Here is a 19,183-nt window from a genome sequence, read left to right as displayed (position 1 = left end):
AGCCTCGGAGGTCGTCGCGGACCGCATCGGCGTCCCACCGGGCCCTGGACAGCAGGTGCTGCAGGCCGTGCGGGGTCGCCGGCCCGGCCTACTCGGCAAGCGTCCAGCAGTTCTCGCGCGGCACGTCCGATAGCAACCCCAGCACCAACTCCCGTGCTCGGCGCCGTGGTTCCGCCCCGCGATGCGGTCCATCAGGGCCACGAACATGTTCTGCCAGCGGGCAGGATCTATGCTGTGACCTGCGGCCACCACCTGATCTTCCGTCTTCACACACCGATGACCACCGATGGTCGTGCCCGTTCCCCGGACTGGCCACGACCAGCAAGATCACGTTCTACAGCCGGAGTACTAGCCCCAAGGCCGTGAAGTTATGGCTCGGGTGGGGTTGTCCAGGGGGCTTTGAGGTGCGGTTTCGTCGGATATGAGGAGCGGAGCCCCGGTAGAACTGGCAGTCGACCAAGACAAGCCGTTCACAAGACCGGAGGTTCCGCTGTCCGAACAGTGTGCCATCACGCATACTGTCACGGTGGCTGGAGGCAGGTTCGCGCCCGGTCACCTCGGTGAACTCACCCAGCTGGTGCCCTTCGAGATGGTCGATGCGGTGCTGAGCGCGACCAGGACGGTGCAGTCGCGGCTGCGGGATCTGCCTGCCCGGGTCGTGGTGTACCTGGTCCTGGCCGCGTGCCTGTTCCCGGAGACCGGCTACCCCGGGGTATGGCGCAAGCTCACAGGGGCACTGGCCGGCCTGCCGGTGGCCGCGCCGACGGCGAGCGCGCTGGCCCAGGCCCGCCGCCGCGTCGGCGGCACACCGCTGCGGTGGCTGTTCGACCTGCTGCGCGGCCCGGCCGCGACCGGGCACGGACCGGGAAGCCGCTGGCACGGCCTGCTGGTGGTCGCGCTCGACGGCACCATCCTGACGGTTCCCGACACCCCCGCTGTCATGACCCGGTTCACCAAGCAGGCCGGCAACCACGGCGGGACCGGATACCCGCAGGTCCGCCTCCTGACACTGGTCGCCTGCGGTACCCGCACCCTCATCGACGCTGTCTTCGGCCCCACCACCGCGGGCGAGGCCACCTACGCCCCGCGCCTGCTGCCCAGCCTGCGGCCAGGGATGATCCTGCTGGCCGACCGCAACTTCGGCGCCCAAGAACTCGTGACCGACATCGCGGCCACGGGAGCCGAGGTCCTGGTCCGGCTCAAGAACGGCCGCCGCATGCCCGTCCTGGCCCGCTACCGGGACGGCTCCTACCTCTCGGCGCTGGGAGGCCTGCGCGTCCGCGTGATCGACTGCGAGATCACCCTCACCACCACCGCCGGGAAACACACCGGCCTCTACCAGCTGGCCACGACCCTGCTCGACCACCACCGCCACCCGGCAGCCGAACTGACCACGCTGTATCACCAGCGCTGGGAGATCGAGACGGCCTACCTGGAACTGAAGTCGAGCATCCTCGGCGGCCGGGTCCTGCGCGCCCGCACCCCCGAAGGCATCGACCAGGAGATCTACGCCCTGCTGGTCGTCTACCAGCTGCTGCGGACCGCCATGGCCGACGCCACCAGCACCCAAGGCAACACCGATCCCGACCGCGCCAGCTTCTCCATCGCCTGGCAGACCGCCCGCGACCTGGTCATCCAGGCCGCGGGTGTCATCGCCAACACGGACATCGACCTCGCCGGCACCATCGGCCGACACATCCTGGCCGACCTGCTGCCCGAGCGGCGACTACGCGTCAGCCCTCGCATCGTCAAACGCGCCATCTCCAAATACCAGGCCCGCGGCCCCCGCATCGACCGAACCAGCTACAAAGCCACCACCAGCATCAACATCCTCATGCCCGCAGGCCCTTGACAACCCACCCCAACCGCAAACTTCACGGCCTTGGTACTAGCCCGGGAACACTATCCTTGAGCACCTGCTCGGCACGGTGTCGAATGTCCGGGTCAGGGTGGCCAACTGCCAACAACATTAGGGCGGAAAGAACAGCAACAAACATGGTGGGCGCAAGAGTAGCGATCGCGATGTAGTCCATGCCGCCTGATTTTAGCGTTACCGACCAGATGCCCCAACCGTGGTGCTTTATTGCTTAATTCTATGACTTTGAGAACCAAGTCAGTTCTGCCGGATGCAGGCGACTGGTCACCTCCATAGGTGCAGGTCAGGGCCTCAACTGGCAGTAGGTGTGATAATGTGTGTGTCGTCGCTGGTGGCGAACTCGATAAAATATCACAACGAAGTTGTGGTGAGCCTCACAGGGTAATTCGCGTCGTTTGGGTGCCGCGCGGGAGAGCGTGAAACAGTTCCCCCAGGGATTGTGCTACGAGCCTTGGGACGCCGCTAGATGAATGAGTCCGATGTCTTCAGTGGTCATAGGCGATGAGTGAGCGTTTGATCGGGGCGTCGGTGGTCCAGTTGTGCCAGATCGTGGCGGCCAGGGCGAGTAAGCGTTGGCCGGTGCGGGCGAAGACTGCGGCCGGGGTTCTGCCGCCGTGTGTCTCCAGGCCGAGTTGGCCTTTGAGGGTGTCGAATACGGCCTCGATCCACTGCCGCATCCGGGCCAGCCGTCCGTGACGGACCGGCTCGTCTTTGCGGTCGGGTCGCACCAGGTGGGCACCGAGGCGTTCGGTGACGAACGCCTCGAACTCGCGCCCGGCGAAGCCCTTGTCGGCCAGGATCACCTGCCCGGTGCGGAGGAGGTGGTGGTCGCGTTCCAGCAGCGCGGTCATCACTTCCCGCTCGCCGAGCTTGGGGTTGGCCAGGCACCAGGTGACCGGCATGCCCTCGGCGGTGGTCACCAGGTAGAGCCGAAAGCCCCAGAAGAACCGGGAGTGGGAGCGGCAGTAGCCGTAGCCGGCGTGTCCGGCCAGCCGCGAGCGTTTGACGGTCTCCCGGGAGGCGGCGCATGGCAGCGGGGTGGAGTCGATCAGCCGCAGGTTGTCGTGCCAGGTGGGCACCTGCCGGGCCAGTGCCTCGATCACCTGCGAGATCAGCGGCCCGGCGGCGTTGAGGCGCTTGTTGTAGCCGGATTGCTGGGGCAGGTAGCGGAACAGGTGCGGCAGCCGTGCGTGAGCGAAGCGGATCCAGTGCCGTGCGGAGTGGAAGCCGAGCAAGACCTGCGCGACCGCCAGGCACAGCAGTTCGGCGTCCGTTAGTTTCGGGGGTCGCCCGATCCGGCGACAAGGGGCCACATGGTCGTCGATGAACACGTACAGTGCCGCCAGAAGGGCGTCCAGGTGAGTCTTCACACGCACACCAACGGACGCCCTTCGCCATGGTCGCGGCCAGGCCAGACATCGGACTCATTCATCTAGCGTGGCGACGGGCGAGTGATCCGCTTGGGAGGAGTTGTGGGCCGGCAGCCACAACGATGGCTCCGCCACCGGGCAACGGCGTCGGCGGGGCATCCCGCGAGCCGCGACAAGTACCTCAGGGGCTTCAGGCCGAGTCCTCGAACATCGAGTGCTTCGTCGCTCAGTACTTGGCCCAGAACCCCAGTCAAATGCCAGTCCCTGGCGAATTCCCAGTGCGGACGGGGTCGGTCTCTTGATATGTGCTGTCGGGGCTTTCGGCTAACTTCGCGCCCTCGAGTGCGGATGTCGGTCGCCGGCTTGACTGGAGATGGCTTACCGACAGGACTCAGACCGAAGGTGATCATCCAACCACCTGGCATCGAGTGAGTTCGACCACGAGTTGGGAGGCGAGAAACCACGGGGCTGTCGGGTCGCCGTAGGGGAGGGTGTCGTGGGACGGCAACGGGGTCAAGCCGTTCGCGGTCGGGGTGAGGAATCCGCCGAAGACGCCCCAGATGCGGGGTTTGCGGGAGCGGACGAGCACGGGGTCGGTGAGGTGCGGGCAGTGGTGCGTGGCCAGGGTCGCGCAGGGTTCGCAGATTGGTGGCTTGGTGGAGAGGGTCTCCTCGGGCCAGCCGGTTGGTTCCTCGCCGGGTTCCGGGCGTTGGAGTAGGAACAGCACGCCTCGGGAGGAGCGGCTGGCCGGGCCGCCGCATACCTGGCACAGCTGCTCAAGCATGGAGCGGCGCTGTCGGGAGGTGTGCAGCGCACGGAAGTTCGGGCGTCCTTCGCCGGGTGCCTCGGTCAGCCGGGCCCACAGAACGCCGTGCCGGTCGCGGTCGGCGGGTACCTCGTCCCGATAGGCGATTCCGGTGCCGCTGGGGTGAGTCGTCAGTGCCTTCGCCACAGCGGGCTTTTCCGCGCTCCAGGCCGCGGCATACGGGACGGGCACGTTGTTCCTGCCCCACACCAGCGGAAGTGCGGGAGCAGTTGAGCGAGTAGACATCAGCGGGTTCTTTCCTGGTGAGTTCACGAACTGGTGGTGCGGACAGCCGCGTTGCTGGAGACAGGTTGAGAGGGCGGCCTCGATCAACTGCGCGGCGTTCGAGGGGTTTCCGGCTGCGCGCCGCGACGGTGCTCACGTGCCGGATGTCAGCTCCAGGTCGGCCCAGACGCGCTTGCCCCACGGCAGCGGATCCGTTCCCCAGCGGGTGGTCACTGCCTCCACGAGGGTCAGTCCCCGCCCGCTGTCCTCGGAGTCGGTCGGAGTCCGACGCATCGGCGGAGTATGGGATTTGTCCACCACCGCGACTTGCACGCGGCGCTGGTCCAGTCGTGTGAGCCGGACCCTGATCGAGGCACATGTGGTGTGTTGGACGGCGTTGGTGACGAGTTCGGAGACGACCAACGCCACGTCGTCCGCGAGTTCCCCCAAGCCCCACTGTGCGAGCGCGGCACGGGTCAGCCGGCGAGCGGTGGCGGCGCTCTGCTCGGCGCGGGGGAGGGTGTGGGAGACGGTGGGGTGTTCGAAAGGGCTGGCCAGGGTGGTTGTGGACATGCCGGTGCCTCCGGTCGTGGGCAGGGGGAGTTGGGGGAGTCCCTGGCCGCCTGTGCTGGCGGCCCGGCCTTCCCGAGGCTCAACCAAGGTCCCTCGACGCGGAGTTCATGCGCAATAGAATCTGCTACAGATTCAGCCTCGGCATCAGGATTGGTATATGCCCAAGCAATCGCGTGGGCTTCTGCTCCATGCACGAGGCAGTCAGGGCTGATCAGAAGGCGATGACGGCGCGCACATGCGCCAGAACGGAGGGCACATGGCCGCGAAACCGCAACCGACGGCACGGCGTATCGGGCTTGGGCACGAGCTGCGTCAGCACCGCAAAGCAGCCGACCTGACCATCGAACAGGCGGTGAAAGGCCTGCCGTTCGACGAAAGCACGCTCCAACGAGTCGAGACCGGCTGGAAGTCCTTCCGGCAGGCAGGTCATCTGCGGTTGCTGCTGGAGCGCTACGGGATCATCGACGACGAGGAGATCGAGCGACTGATCGCGATGCAGCGCGACGCGTCCAGTCGGGAGTGGTGGACGGGGGTGGGGACCGTCAACCTCCTGTCTGGGATGCAGCGCTTCCTCGGCGTCGAGTCGGCGGCGCGGGAGATCCGCATCTTCCACCCGACCGTGATTCCTGGTCTTCTTCAAACGGTGGACTACGCGCGCGCTCTGCACGAGCTGACCAAGCCCATCGACGAGACGACCACGGAGTTCGGGCAGAAGAGCGTGCAACTTCGCATGATGCGGAGGGAAGCCATCACCCGTGACGACGAGCCCACGAAGATCTGGGGCGTCCTGTACGAGCCCGCCCTGCGCTATGCGATCGGCGGTGCGGAGGTGATGCGCGAGCAGTACGCCGAACTCGCCAGGCTCGCCGCCCTGGACAATGTGACCTTGCAGATCCTGCCGCAGGCGGGGAGCGGCTATGTCGCTTACCATGACGTCAACATCATGATTCTCGGTGAGGGTCTGCCCACGGCGGTCCAGACGGACACCGCGTGGTTCACCGTTGCGGTATCGGACAAGTCCCGCGATGTTGGGCGCTTCTCCCGAATGTTCGACGCGATGGTGGCCGGGGCTCAGCCTCCCGGAGACACCCCAAGGATTTTGCAGCAACTATCGAGAGAGATCACCGAATGAACAACCACCCTGCCGAGGTTCTGGCTTCCGTTCTGGCGGATGCCGAGTGGTTCACGTCCTCGTACAGCAACGGCGGGGGCAACTGCGTCGAGGCGGCTGACCTGACCGCCACGCCCCGTGGGTCTGTCGCTCTCCGCGATTCCAAGGTCCCCGGTGGCCCCGTGCTGCTCCTCGACCCCGACCCCTTCGCCGCGTTCATCGCCGATGTGCGGGCGGGCCGCTTCGACGTCTGATCCCAGCTGATGAGGCCGCCTTCTCTCCGCGAGACGAGGGAGGGCGGCCTCACTCGCGCTCGGCGAGACGTTGAACCTCGTCGGCGCATCCCCACGAGAGGGTGACGCCGGCGCCGCCGTGCCCGTAGTTGTGTATGACGGCGGTGTCGTCGGACAGCAGTTCCTTCTCCACGCGGACCGTCGGCCGGGTCGGTCGGGCGCCGATGCGGTGCTCCAGGACGTGGGCTTGGGCGAGGCGGGGTTCGACCTCGGCGCAGCGGGTGAGGATGCCGGCCGCCGCCTGGTCGTCGGGGGCGAGGTCGTCTTGGCCGTCGACAGCTGTGCCGCCAAGGACCACGGTGTCGCCGTGCGGGTACCAGCAGAGCAGGTCAGGTGATGGGCCGGTGTCCTCGGAGAAGAACTCGGTCAGTCCGGGGTTGGTGACGACGACGTGTTGGCCGCGGATGGGGCGGAGTTCGGGATCGGCGGCCAGCTCGGCCGCACCGAGTCCCGCGCAGTTGACGATCACCGGGGCCGGACCGGCGTCCGGGAACGAGGCCACGCGACGTCGCTCGACGGTTCCGCCGGCGGTCTGGAGTCGACGCAGGAGGTAGTCGAGGTAGACGGTCATGTCGATCAGCGGCACGGTGAACCGGTAGCCGGAGGCGAACCCGGTAGGGAGTTCGGCGCGTTCGCAGGAGCGGAAGTTCGGCAGGGTGGTGGCCCACTTCGGCGCGGTCTCGGCCGTCCGGGATGCCTCGATGCCGCTGGTGAGCCGGACGCCGGTGGCGGGGTTCTCGGCCAGCTCCCGAAAGGACTCCAAGGAGCGCTGTCCCCACTGGTCGACCTTGTCCTTCGGTTCGACCAGGTAGGGGCCCCATATCGCGCCGGCCGCCAGGGAGGTGCGGCCGGGTACCTCGTCGGCGATCACGTGCACCCGAGTTCCGGTCTCGGCGAGGACGACGGCGGTGGTCAGCCCTGCCACCCCGGCCCCGATGACGACAATGCGTTCCCCTGTGGTCATGATCCTGACCCTAACGGCCGGGTGACGTCGATGGGGCGTGCTGGGCGAGGGCGTTCTCCAGGGTTGGCAGGAAGCTGCGCACGTGCGGATTGCGCTGCCGGCGCCGCAGGTCCCCGGCGAGTTGGTGGAGCAGGGCCGCGCTGCGGGGCGAGCGCACGACATCGAGGCGGTTGGCCGCGATCCGGCCTACGTCGCAGGCCGCTTCCAGGTCTCCGTGGGCACTGTGTCCAAGGGCCAGCCAGGCCCCCTCGAACATCGCTCGGCGTTGGCTGGGGTCGCCGCGCGGAGTGCCGTAGGCTCCGGATCTGAGCAGTTCGGTGCCCTGGGCGAGGAAGCGACGGCTCTTCTTGCTCTGGCCTGCCGCCCGTTGTGCGGTGCCCATCTGGATGAGGCCGTATCCGGCCTGGCAGTCCAGGTGGTTGTCGGTGAGGAAGTACATCCAGCGGGGCTCCTCCTGGCCGCTAGCCCGGTCTGTGACCAACTCACGGGCGAGGCCGCGGGTGTGGGCGAAGTCGTTGTCGCGGCCGGCGGTGGCGTAGGCGTAGGCGAGCCGGGACAGAACGGATGCCCGGACGGCGGGCGGGGCGGCGTCGCTGGCTCGGCGTGCGGCCTCGCCGAGGGCGACGGCATCAGCGGGGTGCCCTCGGCTTGCCGCCTGGAAGGAGAGGTCACCGAGGATGTGGGCGGACAGCGGTAGATCGTTGACCTGGTGCGCGGCGCGCAACGCGGTCGCGAAATAGCGCTGGGCCAGGCCGTGGTCGGCCGCGTCGAAGGCCATCCAGCCGGCCAGTTGGCCGATCTCCGCGAGCGCGCGGATCAGTCGGCTCGTGGCAGCGGGGGAGTGGCCGCCTTCGCGGATGAGTAACCCGACCGCGCGGAACTGGGCGCCCACATACGGGAGATGACGTGCTCCTCCGTGCTCGTCGTCGAGCAGCTGGAGCATGGGCAGGTGCTGCTCTACGTGGTCCACGAGCGGGTCGGCGCCCAGCGGGGGCGTCAGCCGGGCGGCGTGCTGGCCCCGTCCGGCGGTGCCGTCGAGGTACTGGGCGACGATCGCGAGGAGTCCGACACCCGAGATCGCGAGGTATCGGCGTCGGTCGACGATCCCTCCCATCACCCAGTCCTCCACGATCGCTTCCATCCCCTGCAAGGTCCAGGGGCGTGCGAGGTCCGTGTCCGCAGGGACGAAGGCCGAGGAGTTGCCCACCCGGCCCTGCCACAGCTCAGCCGCTGTGAGGGGCCTACCCAACTCCTGGGAGAGTACATAGGCAGCCATCATCGGCAAGGGTGAACGTGGCAGGGAGCCGGCGTCCCGCCAGTGGTAGGGCGCCGACTCGGCGACGGTTCCGGCTCCGAACACCCTGTTGAGCTTGCGGGCGAGGGCCTTGGGGCTCCACCCGAGTTCGTCGAGGCACCCGGTCAGCACGATGTTGGGTGTCCCCGCCCGCGGCGCCATGTGCGACCACCTCTCGCCTCAGTGGTTCGTCCAGCCCTTCGCCCGCATTCCATGGTGACCGCCCCCGGCCAACAAATCAGCGCCGCCTCAGGGAAGTTGACCGAGTTGACCCGTTGATCGGGTCTTGCGCGACCGGCCTTCTCCGGTGTTCTGGAGGTCCGGCCGGAGGTGCCGGCAGCTGTCGTACACCTCCGCAGAAGGTCGTTCCCCCGAGGAGGCCCCGCACGGTGCGTATCGACCACACGAGTCCATCACCCCCGCCTCAGGACAGGTCGAAGGCCACTGGCCAGCCGCGTGTCGTCGTAGCCCTCCACGAGGGACTTTTCGGCGCGGCGTCGGGCACCGGCTTCAGCAACCGAGCCCTCCTCACGGCATTGGTCCGCCTGCTGCCGGCAGGTCGCCTCTCAGTGATCACACCAAACGTCCCGGAGGGGGCGGGCGCATTCGATGGGGGGTGGGCCGGCGAGGTCCGGCAGATGCTTCGGCAGGCCGCAGCCGAGGTCGTCACCATCCCCAAGATCCACGCACCGCCGGACTCACTCCGCAGCTGGGCAGCACTATGCGACCTCGCGGGTGAGGCCACGGCTCGCATCGCCGCCGATGCGAGCCGATGCCTCGTCATCGGTCTCGACGCCCCTCTCCTCGGGCTCGCCTCCCGGGCGGCACCGACCACGGATCTGCTCCTCATACCCCGCTCCTCCAGCGCGCTGACGCGGCCGAGAGACCTGTCGCGAGTTCGTTGGGAACGGGAGGCCCTGCGGACGGCGCCCCTCCGAGGCGCGCGGATCGGCGCCATCTCGTCCCATATGCTCACCCACCTCATCGCTGACTGCGTCGTTCCCGCGGCGAACATCGTGAGCATCCCGAACGGGCTGATCCCGGGGGAAATGGCCAGGCCGGCGCACGTTCCAGCCCTGCCCCACAGGGCCCGTGCCGGTTTCCTTCTTGCGATGGGCCGCGCCGTGCCAGCGAAGGGTTTCGAGGACCTCTTGGAAGCGCTGCGTCTCTTGAAGGAGCGTGGCGTCCGCCTTCCGCCCCTGCTTCTGGCCGCGGTGACTTCGGACAGGCACGATCACGCGACCCCGTACCAGAAGGACCTGGCGGCACTTGTCCACGCCTACGACCTGGACGCGACCTTGATCACTCGTTTCACCCCCGCAGTGCGCGCCTGGCTGCACAGCTCGGCCCTGTGTGCCGTAATCGTTCCCTCGCGTGAAGAACCCTTCGGGCGGATACCACTTGAGGCGTTCGCGGCCGGCGCGGGGCCGGTGGTCGCGACCAGGGCCGGCGGTCTTACTCAGACCGTTGTCGAGGGGGAAACCGGCCTCACCGCCGAGCCAGGGGACCCCAAGTCCCTTGCCTCTGCGGTTCATCGTGCCCTGACCATCCGAACCGAGGAGCGCGAGCGGCTCCGGCGGAACGGGATGTCTCTGGTGCGCTCGCGCCACGACTACCAGGCCAACGTCCGTTACGCGCTCGGCCACGTCGCGCCCTGGGCCATGGCGCCGTCGCCAACCACGGAGGGCGCTGAACGATGAACCGACCGGTGGTGTTGATCAGCCTGGAATCCCCATACTCCTTTTGGCAGTTCGCCGACAGCCCCCTGCATTCGCTGTGTGCTGCCTTCCCCCACGTCGAGTTCCGCGCGGTGAGCGAAGAGGTCCTGCCGCGCGGACTGGTCGACGTCGACGTCTTCTTCGGGTGGCGTTTCGAACCATCGTGGCTGGCCGGCGCGCCGCGTCTGCGGTGGATCGCTTCCCCGGCCGCCGGCACCGACCACCTCCCCGTCGCCGAAGCGAACTCGGCCGGCGTGGCTCTGACCCGCTCGTACGGCTTTCACGGCCGCCCCATGGCCGAGCACGCCATGGGACTGATCCTGGGCTTCTCCCGTGGGCTGTTCATCAGCCAACGCGCGCAGCGGAGCCGCATCTGCTGGAAGGACGACCTGGCCGAGGAGTTCTTCGACCTGGCGGGGGCGACGATGACCATCGTCGGCTGCGGCAGCATCGGGGAACACCTCGCCCGCGCCGCGCACGCCTTCGGTATGAACGTCATCGGGGTACGGCGGACGCCAACGGCGGCCTACAGCAGCGGAATCAGATGGATGCACACCTCGGCCGTGCGTCAGGCGGTGGCCGTCGCCGACGTGGTGGTCGATCTGCTGCCGGCCAACCCGGCAACGGACCGCTTCTTCGACCACGACCTCTTCTCGGCTTTCAAGCCGCAGTCCCTCTTCCTCAACCTCGGCCGTGCGACGACCGTCGACCAGCAGGCCCTCCTTACCGCCCTCGACGCCGGCCACCTTCGCGGCGCGGGACTGGACGTCTACCAGCCCAGGCCGCTGCCGCCTGGTCATCCCCTGCGGCACCACCCTCGGGTCGTGCTCACGCCGAAGAGTTCCGTGTTCAGCCGCACGTACATGGACGCGGCCGTCGCGTTCTTCGCCGACAACCTGCACCGCTTTCTCGCCGGCCAGGCGTTCAACGGCCTGGCCGAAGCGCCGACTGCCAACTCTCCCTCGTAGGAGGCCGACCGATGCTCGACGTACACCAGCGCGATCTGGTCGCCGCGTTCGCCGCGACCGGCCGCAATCACCCCTATCTGGCGCTCACCCTGAACTCCCTGTGCAATCTGGACTGCGTCTTCTGCAAGCCCCGTTGTATGCCGGACTACGGACACAAGGACCGGCCCCTGACCGCCTCCGACTACGCGGCCATCGCCGCCGAGGCCGGCGGCTGGCGGATCAGGAAGGCGCACTGCTCCGGCGGTGAGCCGACGCTCAGGGCTGACATCCTCGACGTCATCGCCGGCCTGGCCGAAGGGCTCGGGCCCGATGCCGCCATCGGCATCACCAGCCACGGCAACCTGCGCCGGGGGCTCAGCGTCGAACAGCTTCACAGCGCCGGCCTGACATACCTCAACCTCAGCCTCCACAGCCTCGACCCGACGAGGTCGGCCGCGATCATGGGCGGTGGCGACCCGCGCACCACCCGGCGCACCCTCGACACCGCCCTCGCCCTCGGCCTGCGCGTGAAAATCAACTGCGTCCTCCAACGCACCTACCTGGACGACGCCTTCGCCGTGGCCCAGCTCGCCCGGGAGCTGCCCATCGCCGTCCGCCTGATCGAACTCCAGAACATCGGCCCCGCGCAGGCGCTGTTCGACACCGAGTTCATCAACGAGGCGGAGGTCCGCGACCGGCTCCACGCGTGGCTTGCCGACGCCGGCGAAGTCCCCAGGGATCAGCTGGGTGTTCGCAGCCCCGGACAGTACCTCCGGCCCGCCGGCTGGGCCGGATCGATCGGCTTCATCTCCAACTCCAGCTGCGCCACCTGCTCCGACGCCAACCGCATCAAGATCACCCCCACGGGAGTGGCACGGCCCTGCATCCTGCACAACCGCGACATTCCCCTGAAGCCCCACCTCGCCGAGGGCACCCTCGGCGACGCCTTCGCCCACCTCTTCCAGGCCATGCTCGACCGGGACACCAACGACGCCTGGCAGGGTTTCCACTACGTCGACTACGACCTGCGCTGGGACCGTATGGAACGCCCCGAGGGCACCGCCGTCCTGCCGCTGCTCCCCGTCGTCCCCACAGACGCGGCCGGACCCTCCTGCGCCCGCGCCTCCACGGGGGAGCGGTGATGGTCATGGCCGAGGCACCACCTCTCTACCAAGGACTCGGCGCCCTGTACGAGCGCGAGTTGGCGGCTCAGGGCCTCGGGGCCGTGATGCTTACCCATAAGTGGCAGCCCGCCGATCTACTCGCCCCGCACTCCGACATCGACGTGCGCGTCCTCCTCCCTCGGGTCCCCGAGGACTGGGAGGGGTGGAACCACCGGCTGGCCGCCGCGCACACCGCGGCGGTCGCCCGAGAGGTCTCCCATCGACGTCTTCTGGAGCATCCGCCCGGCTTCGCGTTCATCACGGCCGAGGCGGATGGGCAGCTCGTCTCCGCGCCCGAGCTGGCGACCTGGTCGCTGATCAGCGGGAGCACCAGGGACTTCCAGCGTTGGAAGTCCCGTGCGCAGATGGCGCCTTGGGGAGATATCGACGAGCGGTTCTATCGGGGAATCCTCCACTCCCGGCTGGGCGGCCAGTACCAGCTGGCGGCCGACAGCACCGACAACGTGATGGGGGACCTTGCCAGGTACCGGCGCCACTGCGTCGCCTGGCACTACCTTGCCCCGTGCTGGTTTGCCGCCACCGCGCTCGCGACCCGGACGCGCTGCCCTGGCAAGACGACCGCCCTCACCCAGTGGCGACCGGACGGGCTGGGGCGGTACGGGGAACAATTCCTCCGGCACGCCGAGCAACCACCGGATGGCCGAAGCCCGCACCAACTGCTCCGCACAGCCCACGTCGCCCTGGCAGCGGCCATGCGTCGCGTTCCCGATGCGCAGGGCCCGGCCGAGGGCCGTAACGAGGAACACGTCCGTACCGACTGGGTGATGACCGCCGGGATGCTCCGCGTACGTGTCGCCCGCTGGCTGTACTACCTCGACCCACCGCCCGGCGTGGCGACCGAGTACCTGATCCGCCGAGAGGCGAAGGAACTCAGTTCCGCCGCCCGGGCGTTGACCGCGCTCGCGGCGGACGAGGCCGCTCCCGCCCAGCGGCTGGCCGCCCGGATGGCGGCGCTGATCCCCACGGGACCGACCACCGCCAGCATCCTGCGCGTGGCCCTCGCGCGCTGGCACCGCCAGCGGGCGACCGTGCAGGACTTCCTCAGTCTCACGCCGGGCGACGTTCACCCTGACCCGAGGAGTTCGCCATGCCCCGCATCCTGAGGACCGCGAAGATCAAGATCACGACGAAGTGCAACCGCTCCTGCGACTTCTGCATCTTCGCCGACGGCGCCCAGGGCGAGAACATGTCCGTGGAGCTGTTCACCACGGTCCTTGACCGGCTGGAGACCATCCCGTTCCAGCAGTTGCACATCAACGGTGGTGAGCCCACCGTGCACCGGGACTTCCCCGCCCTGAGCGCCCTCGCGCGCACCCGGCTGCCGGGCAAGGTCATGGTCCTGGGCACCAACGCCATCACCCTGGCCCGCAACCAGCGGATCATGGACGCCGCCCTCCGCTCATACGACCAGATCCTCATCGGCTGCGACGACGAGCACGCCAACTACGACGAGGTGCACACCGTCGTCCCCCGCCTCCGCGAAGCCGGCAAGACGGTGGTCGTCAACAGCGTCCTGGAAGGCATCAGTTCCACTCGGCTTGCGCAACTCGCCAGCCTCTGCGGCAGGTTCGGCGCCATCCATGTCACCAACCACGTTCACCACGTCGATGTCGGCCAGCCGGCGAACGATCTGCGAGGCATCTGCGACCGCTACCTGGACCAGCACCTGATGATCGAGATGGACGGCTCCTGCTACCGCTGCTTCAACGCCATGGCGAAGGACGACAGCGAATTCAGCATCTGGGACGAGGACTTCGCGGCCAAGGTCTTCGCGCCCCGAGGCCACCACTTCCGGTTCTGCCTGCGCTGCCACGAATACACCGACTCCGGCTCAGCCGTCGTCCCCGCACTCGCCACCTGAGCCCTCAAGGCCGGAGGTACCCCACCATGCCCGCAGTCCTCGGACTCAACTTCCACCACGACACCGCCGCTGCCCTGGTGGTCGACGGCCGCCTCTACGCGGCCGAAGAGGAACGATGGAGCGGCATCAAACACCACCACACCACCCGCAAGGGCACGCTCACCGTCCCGATTCGCGCGCTCCGGTGGTGCCTGGAAGCCGCCGGCATCCCACCGCAGGACGTGGACGTCGTATGGGCGGCCTCCATGCGCCCCAACCCGGCGGCCGGCAGTTGGCTGTCCCAGGAACGGGACGAACTCGCCGCCCTGTTGCCGGTGCCGCTCGGCGAGCACCTTCGCCTCCTGTCCCACCACGCGGCCCATGCGCTCTCCGGCTACCTGCTCTCCGGGCACGAACACGCGGCCGGCCTCGTCATTGACGCCGGCGGCTCCTCCCTTGGCGCCGACTTCGGCCCCGGCCGGGAACGCATCACCGGGTACGACTTGCGCCCCGACCGCATCGACCGCCTCCATCAAGGTATGCCGACCGTCCTCCCGGGCCCCTCCGGACCTCGACGTGTCCACTCCTCCCTCGGGCACTTCTACCGGAACCTCGCCCGGCGGGTGATCCCGCCCGGCGACGAGCCCGAGGGCAGCATGATGGCGCTCGCGGCCTTCGGCGATCCCCAGCACTACGGACCGCAGATCCGCGAACTGGTCCGGCTCGGCGATGACGGCGAAGTCCACATCGCCCACCCCTGGGGCTCAGCGGACAGCAGCACGCCGTTGCTGCTCGACGGCCGAGCCTGGACTGTCGCCAACGTCCAGGGACAGCCGGAGAAAGAGCGCGCCGACCTGGCCGCCGCAGCCCAGCAGGTCTTCGCCGAAGCGGTCGTTCACGTCGCCCGCCACCTGCAACGGCTCACCCGCGCCTCGGCGTTGGTGTTCTCGGGCGGATGTGCCCTCAACTCCCACCTCAACGGTCAGCTGACCGCCGACAGCGGCTTCGACACCCTCTTCGTGGCACCAGCTCCGCACGACGCCGGCACCGCCGTGGGCGCCGCGCTCTACGGCTGGCACTACCAACTCGGGCAGGAGCGCCTCCCCGCGCTGACCGACGCGGCCTGGGGCCCGCTCCCGGGCGCGCTGTCCGCGACCGCGGTGCCGTCCGGCTACCGCGCCCTGACCGACCTCGGTCCGGAACTGGAGTCCACGGTGGCCGAGTTGCTCGCTGAGCACCGCATCGTCGGCTGGGTGCGGGGACGGCTCGAATTTGGGCCCCGGGCCCTCGGCCATCGCTCGATCCTCGCCCACCCCGGCCACGCCGCTACCCGGGACCGGCTCAACGCGCTCAAGAAACGAGCTTCCTACCGACCGTTCGCCCCCGCCGTCCTCGCCGAGCACACCACCGACTGGTTCATGTCGGCGGGCGACCCGTTCATGAACCGCGTCGCCCACATCCGCCGGTGCCGGGCTGACCGTGTCGCCGCAGTCACCCACCACGACGGCACCGCACGGGTCCAGTCCGTCTCCGCCGGCCATGAGGGCCTGCGTGAACTCCTCGAACGGTTCCACGGCCGCACCGGCCTGCCGCTGCTGCTGAACACCTCTTTCAACCGCAAGGGCTCCCCGATCCTGCGGACCGCCGAGCAGGCAGCGGCAGCTGCGGCCGAACTCGGCCTCGATGCCCTCGCGGTCGGGGACACCCTGCTGCTCGCCGACCACGTCCCCAACCCCCACGTCCAGCAATGCCGTACGAGGTGGGATGGATGAGTCCCATCGACCTGGACCACATACTGAGCGTGCTCGGCGCCGCCAACTGGAACGCGGACGAGCAGTCCCGCGCCCGCGCTGCCGGTGGCCTCGCCCTCACCGTCTACGAAGGCCACATCCGCGACCAGGGCACGCCGTACCTCCAACACCCTCTCGCCGTCGTCACTCTCCTGCGAACGGAGATCGGCATCGACCGCCCCGGGACCCTGCTCCTCGCACTCCTTCACGACGCCCTGGAAGTGACCCCGGAATCGGAGGCGGCGGTCACCCGTCACCTCGGCCGCCCGTTCACCGCCCGCCTACGGGCCATGACAGCCGACCACCGCCTCGAACAGCGCCCCAAGTCCTCAGGTGACGAGGGACGGTGGCGCACCAAGCAGGCCGCGCTCCCGCCCGAGGACCTCCTGGTCCGGCTCGCCGACCGCCTCCACAACCTGCGCGATCTCGCCGCATCGCCGAACCTCGAACGGCGTCGACGGTTCCTCCAGAGCCTGCACGACTTCCACCTCCCCCTCGCCGAGGCCGCCCGCCACCTCACTCCCGAGCTGGAGGCCATGTGCGGGCTGCTCCACGCCGAGTACGTCCAACACCAACCGGAGGTACGCCCGTGAAGCGGGTCGTCTACTCGATGGAGCCCGTCGGCCGCACCGGCGGCCGGGCCTATCTGCGGATGCTCCACGAGGTGACGGCCGACGACGTGCAGTGGCGCACGATTCCCGACCACAAGCGGACCTACCGCGTCCGCCGCTGGCGCAAGCTCCGCCACCTCGCCCGCTTGGCCCCGACGATCCGCGCACTGAACGACACGACCGGCACCTTCGTATGGGACGACCTCAGCCTGCTGCTGTTCACCCCCGAGATGCGCGCCCGCACGGTGTTCCTCCTGCACCACTACGAACCGCTCCAACACGACTCCGCCCCCGTCGAAGCCATGCTCTGGGAACGCCTCTTCCGGCTGCTGCCCCAGTGCGCCGCCGTGGTCTGCGTCGCCCCCTACTGGGCCGACTTCCTCCGCGCCCGGGGCGTTCGCAACGTGCGGGTGATCCACAACGCCTTCGACCTGACCGAGATCGAGCGGGTACGGAGCCTTGACCGGGACGAGTGCCGTGCCGAGTTCGGCTTGCCTCCGGACCTGATCGCCGTCTACGCGGGGAAGGCCGTGCACTGGAAGGGAACGGAGGAGATCTCGGCGGCCCTGGCCGACGCTCTCGGGACGCGGGTGATCACCAGCGGCAGCAACACCATCGGCTTCGACGGCGCACACTACGACGTCGAACGCGAACGGTACCTACGACTGCTCCGCGCCTGCGACGTCGGGGTCTTCCTCCCTCGGATGCGGGAGGGGTGGAGCCGCTGCGCGGCCGAGGCCCTGCTGCTCGGCCTGCCCTGCCTCATCCGCCCGGTGGCCGGCCTGGGCGACCTCGCCGCGCTGACCGGCCAGCCGGCCCCGGACCTCGGCCGCCTGCCGACGCAGATCCGGGAACGCGCATCGGCCGGCCAGACGGAAGTCAAGGCGGCATACGAGGCCCTGGCCCAGTTCGACCTGGACTACTTCGCCAAGGCCTGGGGTGACCTCCTCACGGAGGTCACCTGACTACGCGGCCAACTTCTCAGCCACCGCGTCCAGTCGGGCCAGCACGCGGTCCCGGCCGAGTAGCTCCATGGACTCGAACAGCGGAAGCCCGACCGTCCGGCCGGTGATCGCGACCCGGACGGGTGCCTGCGCCTTACCCAACTTCAGCCCGTGCTTTTCTCCGACGGCCAGGAGGACGGCCTTCAGCTTGTCCGCCGTCCACTCCGCGACGCTGGCCAACTCGCTCCGGGCATCCGTCAGGATGTCGATGGCGCCCGCCTTCATCGCCTTGTTCCACGACGCTTCGTCCTCCACCGGCTCGTCGAGGAACAGGAAGTCCACATAGGCGGTGATCTCCGACAGCAGCGCCAGCCGGGTCTGCGCCAGCGGTGCCGCCGCCTCGAAGACCGCCTTGTCGAAAGCCTCCGCCGGCCACGGGGCCTTCGGGGCGACGAGCCACGGCGCGCAAGCGGCGACGAACTGCTCCGCCGACAGGGCGCGGATGTAGTCGCCGTTGAACGCAGTCAGCTTCTTCACGTCGAAGAAGGCGGGTGCGGTGTTGACGTCCTCGATCCGGAAAAGCTGCTCCAACTCCTCGTAGGGCAGGATTTCCCGGTCGTCGCCCGGTCCCCAGCCCAGAAGCATCAGGTAGTTCACCAGCGCGTTCGGCAGGAAGCCCTCGGCGAGGTAGTCCTCCAGCGCCACCTTGTCGCGGCGCTTGGACAGCTTCTGCCGCTTCTCGTTCACGATCACCGGCAGGTGTGCCCACACCGGCGGCTGCGCACCGAGCGCCTCCCACAGCAGCTGCTGCTTCGGTGTGTTCGACAGGTGCTCCTCGCCCCGGATGACCTGCGTGATCTCCTCGTCCAGGTCGTCCACAACATTGGCCAGCAGGAAGACGGGGGACCCGTCGCCCCGCGCGATGACGAAGTCCTCGATCGTGTTGTTCGGAAAGGCCGGCTTCCCGCGGACCACATCAACGACGACGGTCTCGCCCTCGTCCGGTGTCCGGAACCGCAGCGCCCGCCCTTCCTCGAACGCCAGCCCCCGGTCCCGACAGAACCCGTCGTAGCCGAGGTGCTCCGAGCCGGTGCGCTCCTTCAACTGCTCCCGAGTGCAGTCGCAGTAGTACGCCCGCCCGGCCGCGAAGAGCTGCTGCGCCGCCTCCCGGTGCCGGTCGGCGTTCTGCGACTGGAAGTACGGCCCCTCGAACGCCGAATCCTCGGCATGGATGCCGATCGCCGCGAGCGCGCTGATGATCCCGTCGATCCACTCCGGCTTGTTCCGCGCCGCGTCGGTGTCCTCGATCCGCAGGACGAACGTGCCACCGGACTGTCGCGCCACCGCCCAGTTGTAGAGGGCGGACCGAGCGCCACCGACGTGGAACATGCCGGTCGGGGACGGGGCGAAACGAACGCGAACGGGAGCGGTAGACATGCGCTCCAGGGTACCGACGCTGAGCATGTGCCCAGACACCCAGCGCGAATCGGATGAGAGGGAACCGGCGGCTACACATGGACCTCGCCTGGTCCCCAGTGCCAGGCCGCGAGGCGCTTGGCGTTCGTGGGTTGCCAGCACATTGCGGCTGATCTTGGCGAACTGTGCGTGCCCCGTCAGCCCGCTCACCGTACCCAGCAG

The 19,183-nt window shown here is 68.6% G+C and carries 17 protein-coding genes and 1 pseudogene; 11 read left to right on the top strand and 7 right to left on the bottom strand.

Annotated features, from left to right (window positions below; genetic code table 11):
• Position 1: 1 nt before the first annotated feature.
• Positions 2-207 (bottom strand): annotated as a pseudogene (locus K4G22_RS02440) (IS701 family transposase); the annotation flags it as partial.
• Positions 208-526: 319 nt separating this feature from the next.
• On the opposite strand from K4G22_RS02440, the gene K4G22_RS02435 reads away from it, so the two are divergent.
• On the top strand, positions 527-1,852 hold the full coding sequence (locus K4G22_RS02435; protein ID WP_228077984.1) for an IS4 family transposase: 1,326 nt from the start codon (positions 527-529) through the stop codon (positions 1,850-1,852).
• 509 nt (positions 1,853-2,361) lie between these two features.
• On the opposite strand, the gene K4G22_RS02430 is transcribed toward K4G22_RS02435, so the two are convergent.
• The 3 genes from K4G22_RS02430 to K4G22_RS02420 all read right to left on the bottom strand — a co-directional run bounded on the left by K4G22_RS02430 (position 2,362) and on the right by K4G22_RS02420 (position 4,849).
• Positions 2,362-3,246, bottom strand: a complete 885-nt coding sequence (locus tag K4G22_RS02430; RefSeq protein WP_228077983.1) for an IS982 family transposase — start codon at positions 3,244-3,246, stop codon at positions 2,362-2,364.
• Positions 3,247-3,652: 406 nt separating this feature from the next.
• Positions 3,653-4,198: a hypothetical protein gene (locus K4G22_RS02425; RefSeq protein WP_228077982.1), complete on the bottom strand. Its 546-nt coding sequence runs from the start codon at positions 4,196-4,198 to the stop codon at positions 3,653-3,655.
• Positions 4,199-4,429: 231 nt separating this feature from the next.
• Entirely contained in the window at positions 4,430-4,849 is a 420-nt protein-coding gene (locus K4G22_RS02420) for an ATP-binding protein (protein ID WP_228077981.1), read from the bottom strand.
• 256 nt (positions 4,850-5,105) lie between these two features.
• Here K4G22_RS02420 and K4G22_RS02415 point away from each other — a divergent pair, with 256 nt between their 5' ends.
• Positions 5,106-5,981: a helix-turn-helix domain-containing protein gene (locus K4G22_RS02415; RefSeq protein ID WP_228077979.1), complete on the top strand. Its 876-nt coding sequence runs from the start codon at positions 5,106-5,108 to the stop codon at positions 5,979-5,981.
• Positions 5,978-6,214 (top strand): DUF397 domain-containing protein, encoded by a 237-nt coding sequence (locus K4G22_RS02410; RefSeq protein ID WP_228077977.1) that lies wholly within the window; start codon positions 5,978-5,980, stop codon positions 6,212-6,214. Before K4G22_RS02415 ends, K4G22_RS02410 begins: the two co-directional genes overlap by 4 nt.
• Before the next feature lie 49 nt (positions 6,215-6,263).
• Here K4G22_RS02410 and K4G22_RS02405 read toward each other — a convergent pair whose 3' ends face one another.
• The gene (locus K4G22_RS02405; protein ID WP_228077975.1) at positions 6,264-7,217 is read right to left on the bottom strand and encodes an FAD-dependent oxidoreductase; all 954 of its coding nucleotides are present in this window, start codon (positions 7,215-7,217) and stop codon (positions 6,264-6,266) included.
• Between the two features lie 10 nt (positions 7,218-7,227).
• Positions 7,228-8,673, bottom strand: coding sequence for an NsdA family TPR-like regulatory protein (locus tag K4G22_RS02400; RefSeq protein ID WP_228077974.1), 1,446 nt, complete (start codon positions 8,671-8,673; stop codon positions 7,228-7,230).
• Positions 8,674-8,900: 227 nt separating this feature from the next.
• Here K4G22_RS02400 and K4G22_RS02395 point away from each other — a divergent pair, with 227 nt between their 5' ends.
• From K4G22_RS02395 to K4G22_RS02360, 8 genes are read left to right on the top strand one after another with little or no spacing between them, the layout of a single operon-like run.
• Positions 8,901-10,211: a glycosyltransferase family 4 protein gene (locus tag K4G22_RS02395; protein ID WP_228077972.1), complete on the top strand. Its 1,311-nt coding sequence runs from the start codon at positions 8,901-8,903 to the stop codon at positions 10,209-10,211.
• Positions 10,208-11,197: a D-2-hydroxyacid dehydrogenase gene (locus K4G22_RS02390; RefSeq protein ID WP_228077970.1), complete on the top strand. Its 990-nt coding sequence runs from the start codon at positions 10,208-10,210 to the stop codon at positions 11,195-11,197. Before K4G22_RS02395 ends, K4G22_RS02390 begins: the two co-directional genes overlap by 4 nt.
• Positions 11,198-11,208: 11 nt before the next feature.
• The gene (locus K4G22_RS02385; protein ID WP_228077969.1) at positions 11,209-12,318 is read left to right on the top strand and encodes a radical SAM protein; all 1,110 of its coding nucleotides are present in this window, start codon (positions 11,209-11,211) and stop codon (positions 12,316-12,318) included.
• Positions 12,319-12,323: 5 nt separating this feature from the next.
• On the top strand, positions 12,324-13,463 hold the full coding sequence (locus K4G22_RS02380; protein ID WP_228077968.1) for a hypothetical protein: 1,140 nt from the start codon (positions 12,324-12,326) through the stop codon (positions 13,461-13,463).
• Positions 13,448-14,221 (top strand): radical SAM protein, encoded by a 774-nt coding sequence (locus K4G22_RS02375; RefSeq protein WP_228077967.1) that lies wholly within the window; start codon positions 13,448-13,450, stop codon positions 14,219-14,221. Before K4G22_RS02380 ends, K4G22_RS02375 begins: the two co-directional genes overlap by 16 nt.
• A gap of 26 nt (positions 14,222-14,247) precedes the next feature.
• Positions 14,248-15,972 (top strand): carbamoyltransferase C-terminal domain-containing protein, encoded by a 1,725-nt coding sequence (locus K4G22_RS02370; RefSeq protein ID WP_228077965.1) that lies wholly within the window; start codon positions 14,248-14,250, stop codon positions 15,970-15,972.
• Positions 15,969-16,583, top strand: a complete 615-nt coding sequence (locus K4G22_RS02365) for an HD domain-containing protein (protein ID WP_228077964.1) — start codon at positions 15,969-15,971, stop codon at positions 16,581-16,583. Before K4G22_RS02370 ends, K4G22_RS02365 begins: the two co-directional genes overlap by 4 nt.
• On the top strand, positions 16,580-17,566 hold the full coding sequence (locus tag K4G22_RS02360; protein ID WP_228077963.1) for a glycosyltransferase: 987 nt from the start codon (positions 16,580-16,582) through the stop codon (positions 17,564-17,566). The genes K4G22_RS02365 and K4G22_RS02360 overlap by 4 nt, the downstream gene beginning before the upstream one ends.
• On the opposite strand, the gene gltX is transcribed toward K4G22_RS02360, so the two are convergent.
• Positions 17,567-18,934 (bottom strand): glutamate--tRNA ligase, encoded by a 1,368-nt coding sequence (gene gltX, locus K4G22_RS02355; RefSeq protein WP_265590260.1) that lies wholly within the window; start codon positions 18,932-18,934, stop codon positions 17,567-17,569.
• Between the last annotated feature and the right edge of the window lie 249 nt (positions 18,935-19,183).

The sequence above is a fragment of the Streptomyces profundus genome (assembly GCF_020740535.1).
In the GTDB taxonomy this organism is placed as follows: Bacteria; Actinomycetota; Actinomycetes; order Streptomycetales; family Streptomycetaceae; genus Streptomyces; species Streptomyces profundus.
This window is presented reverse-complemented; position numbering and strand designations above follow the sequence as displayed.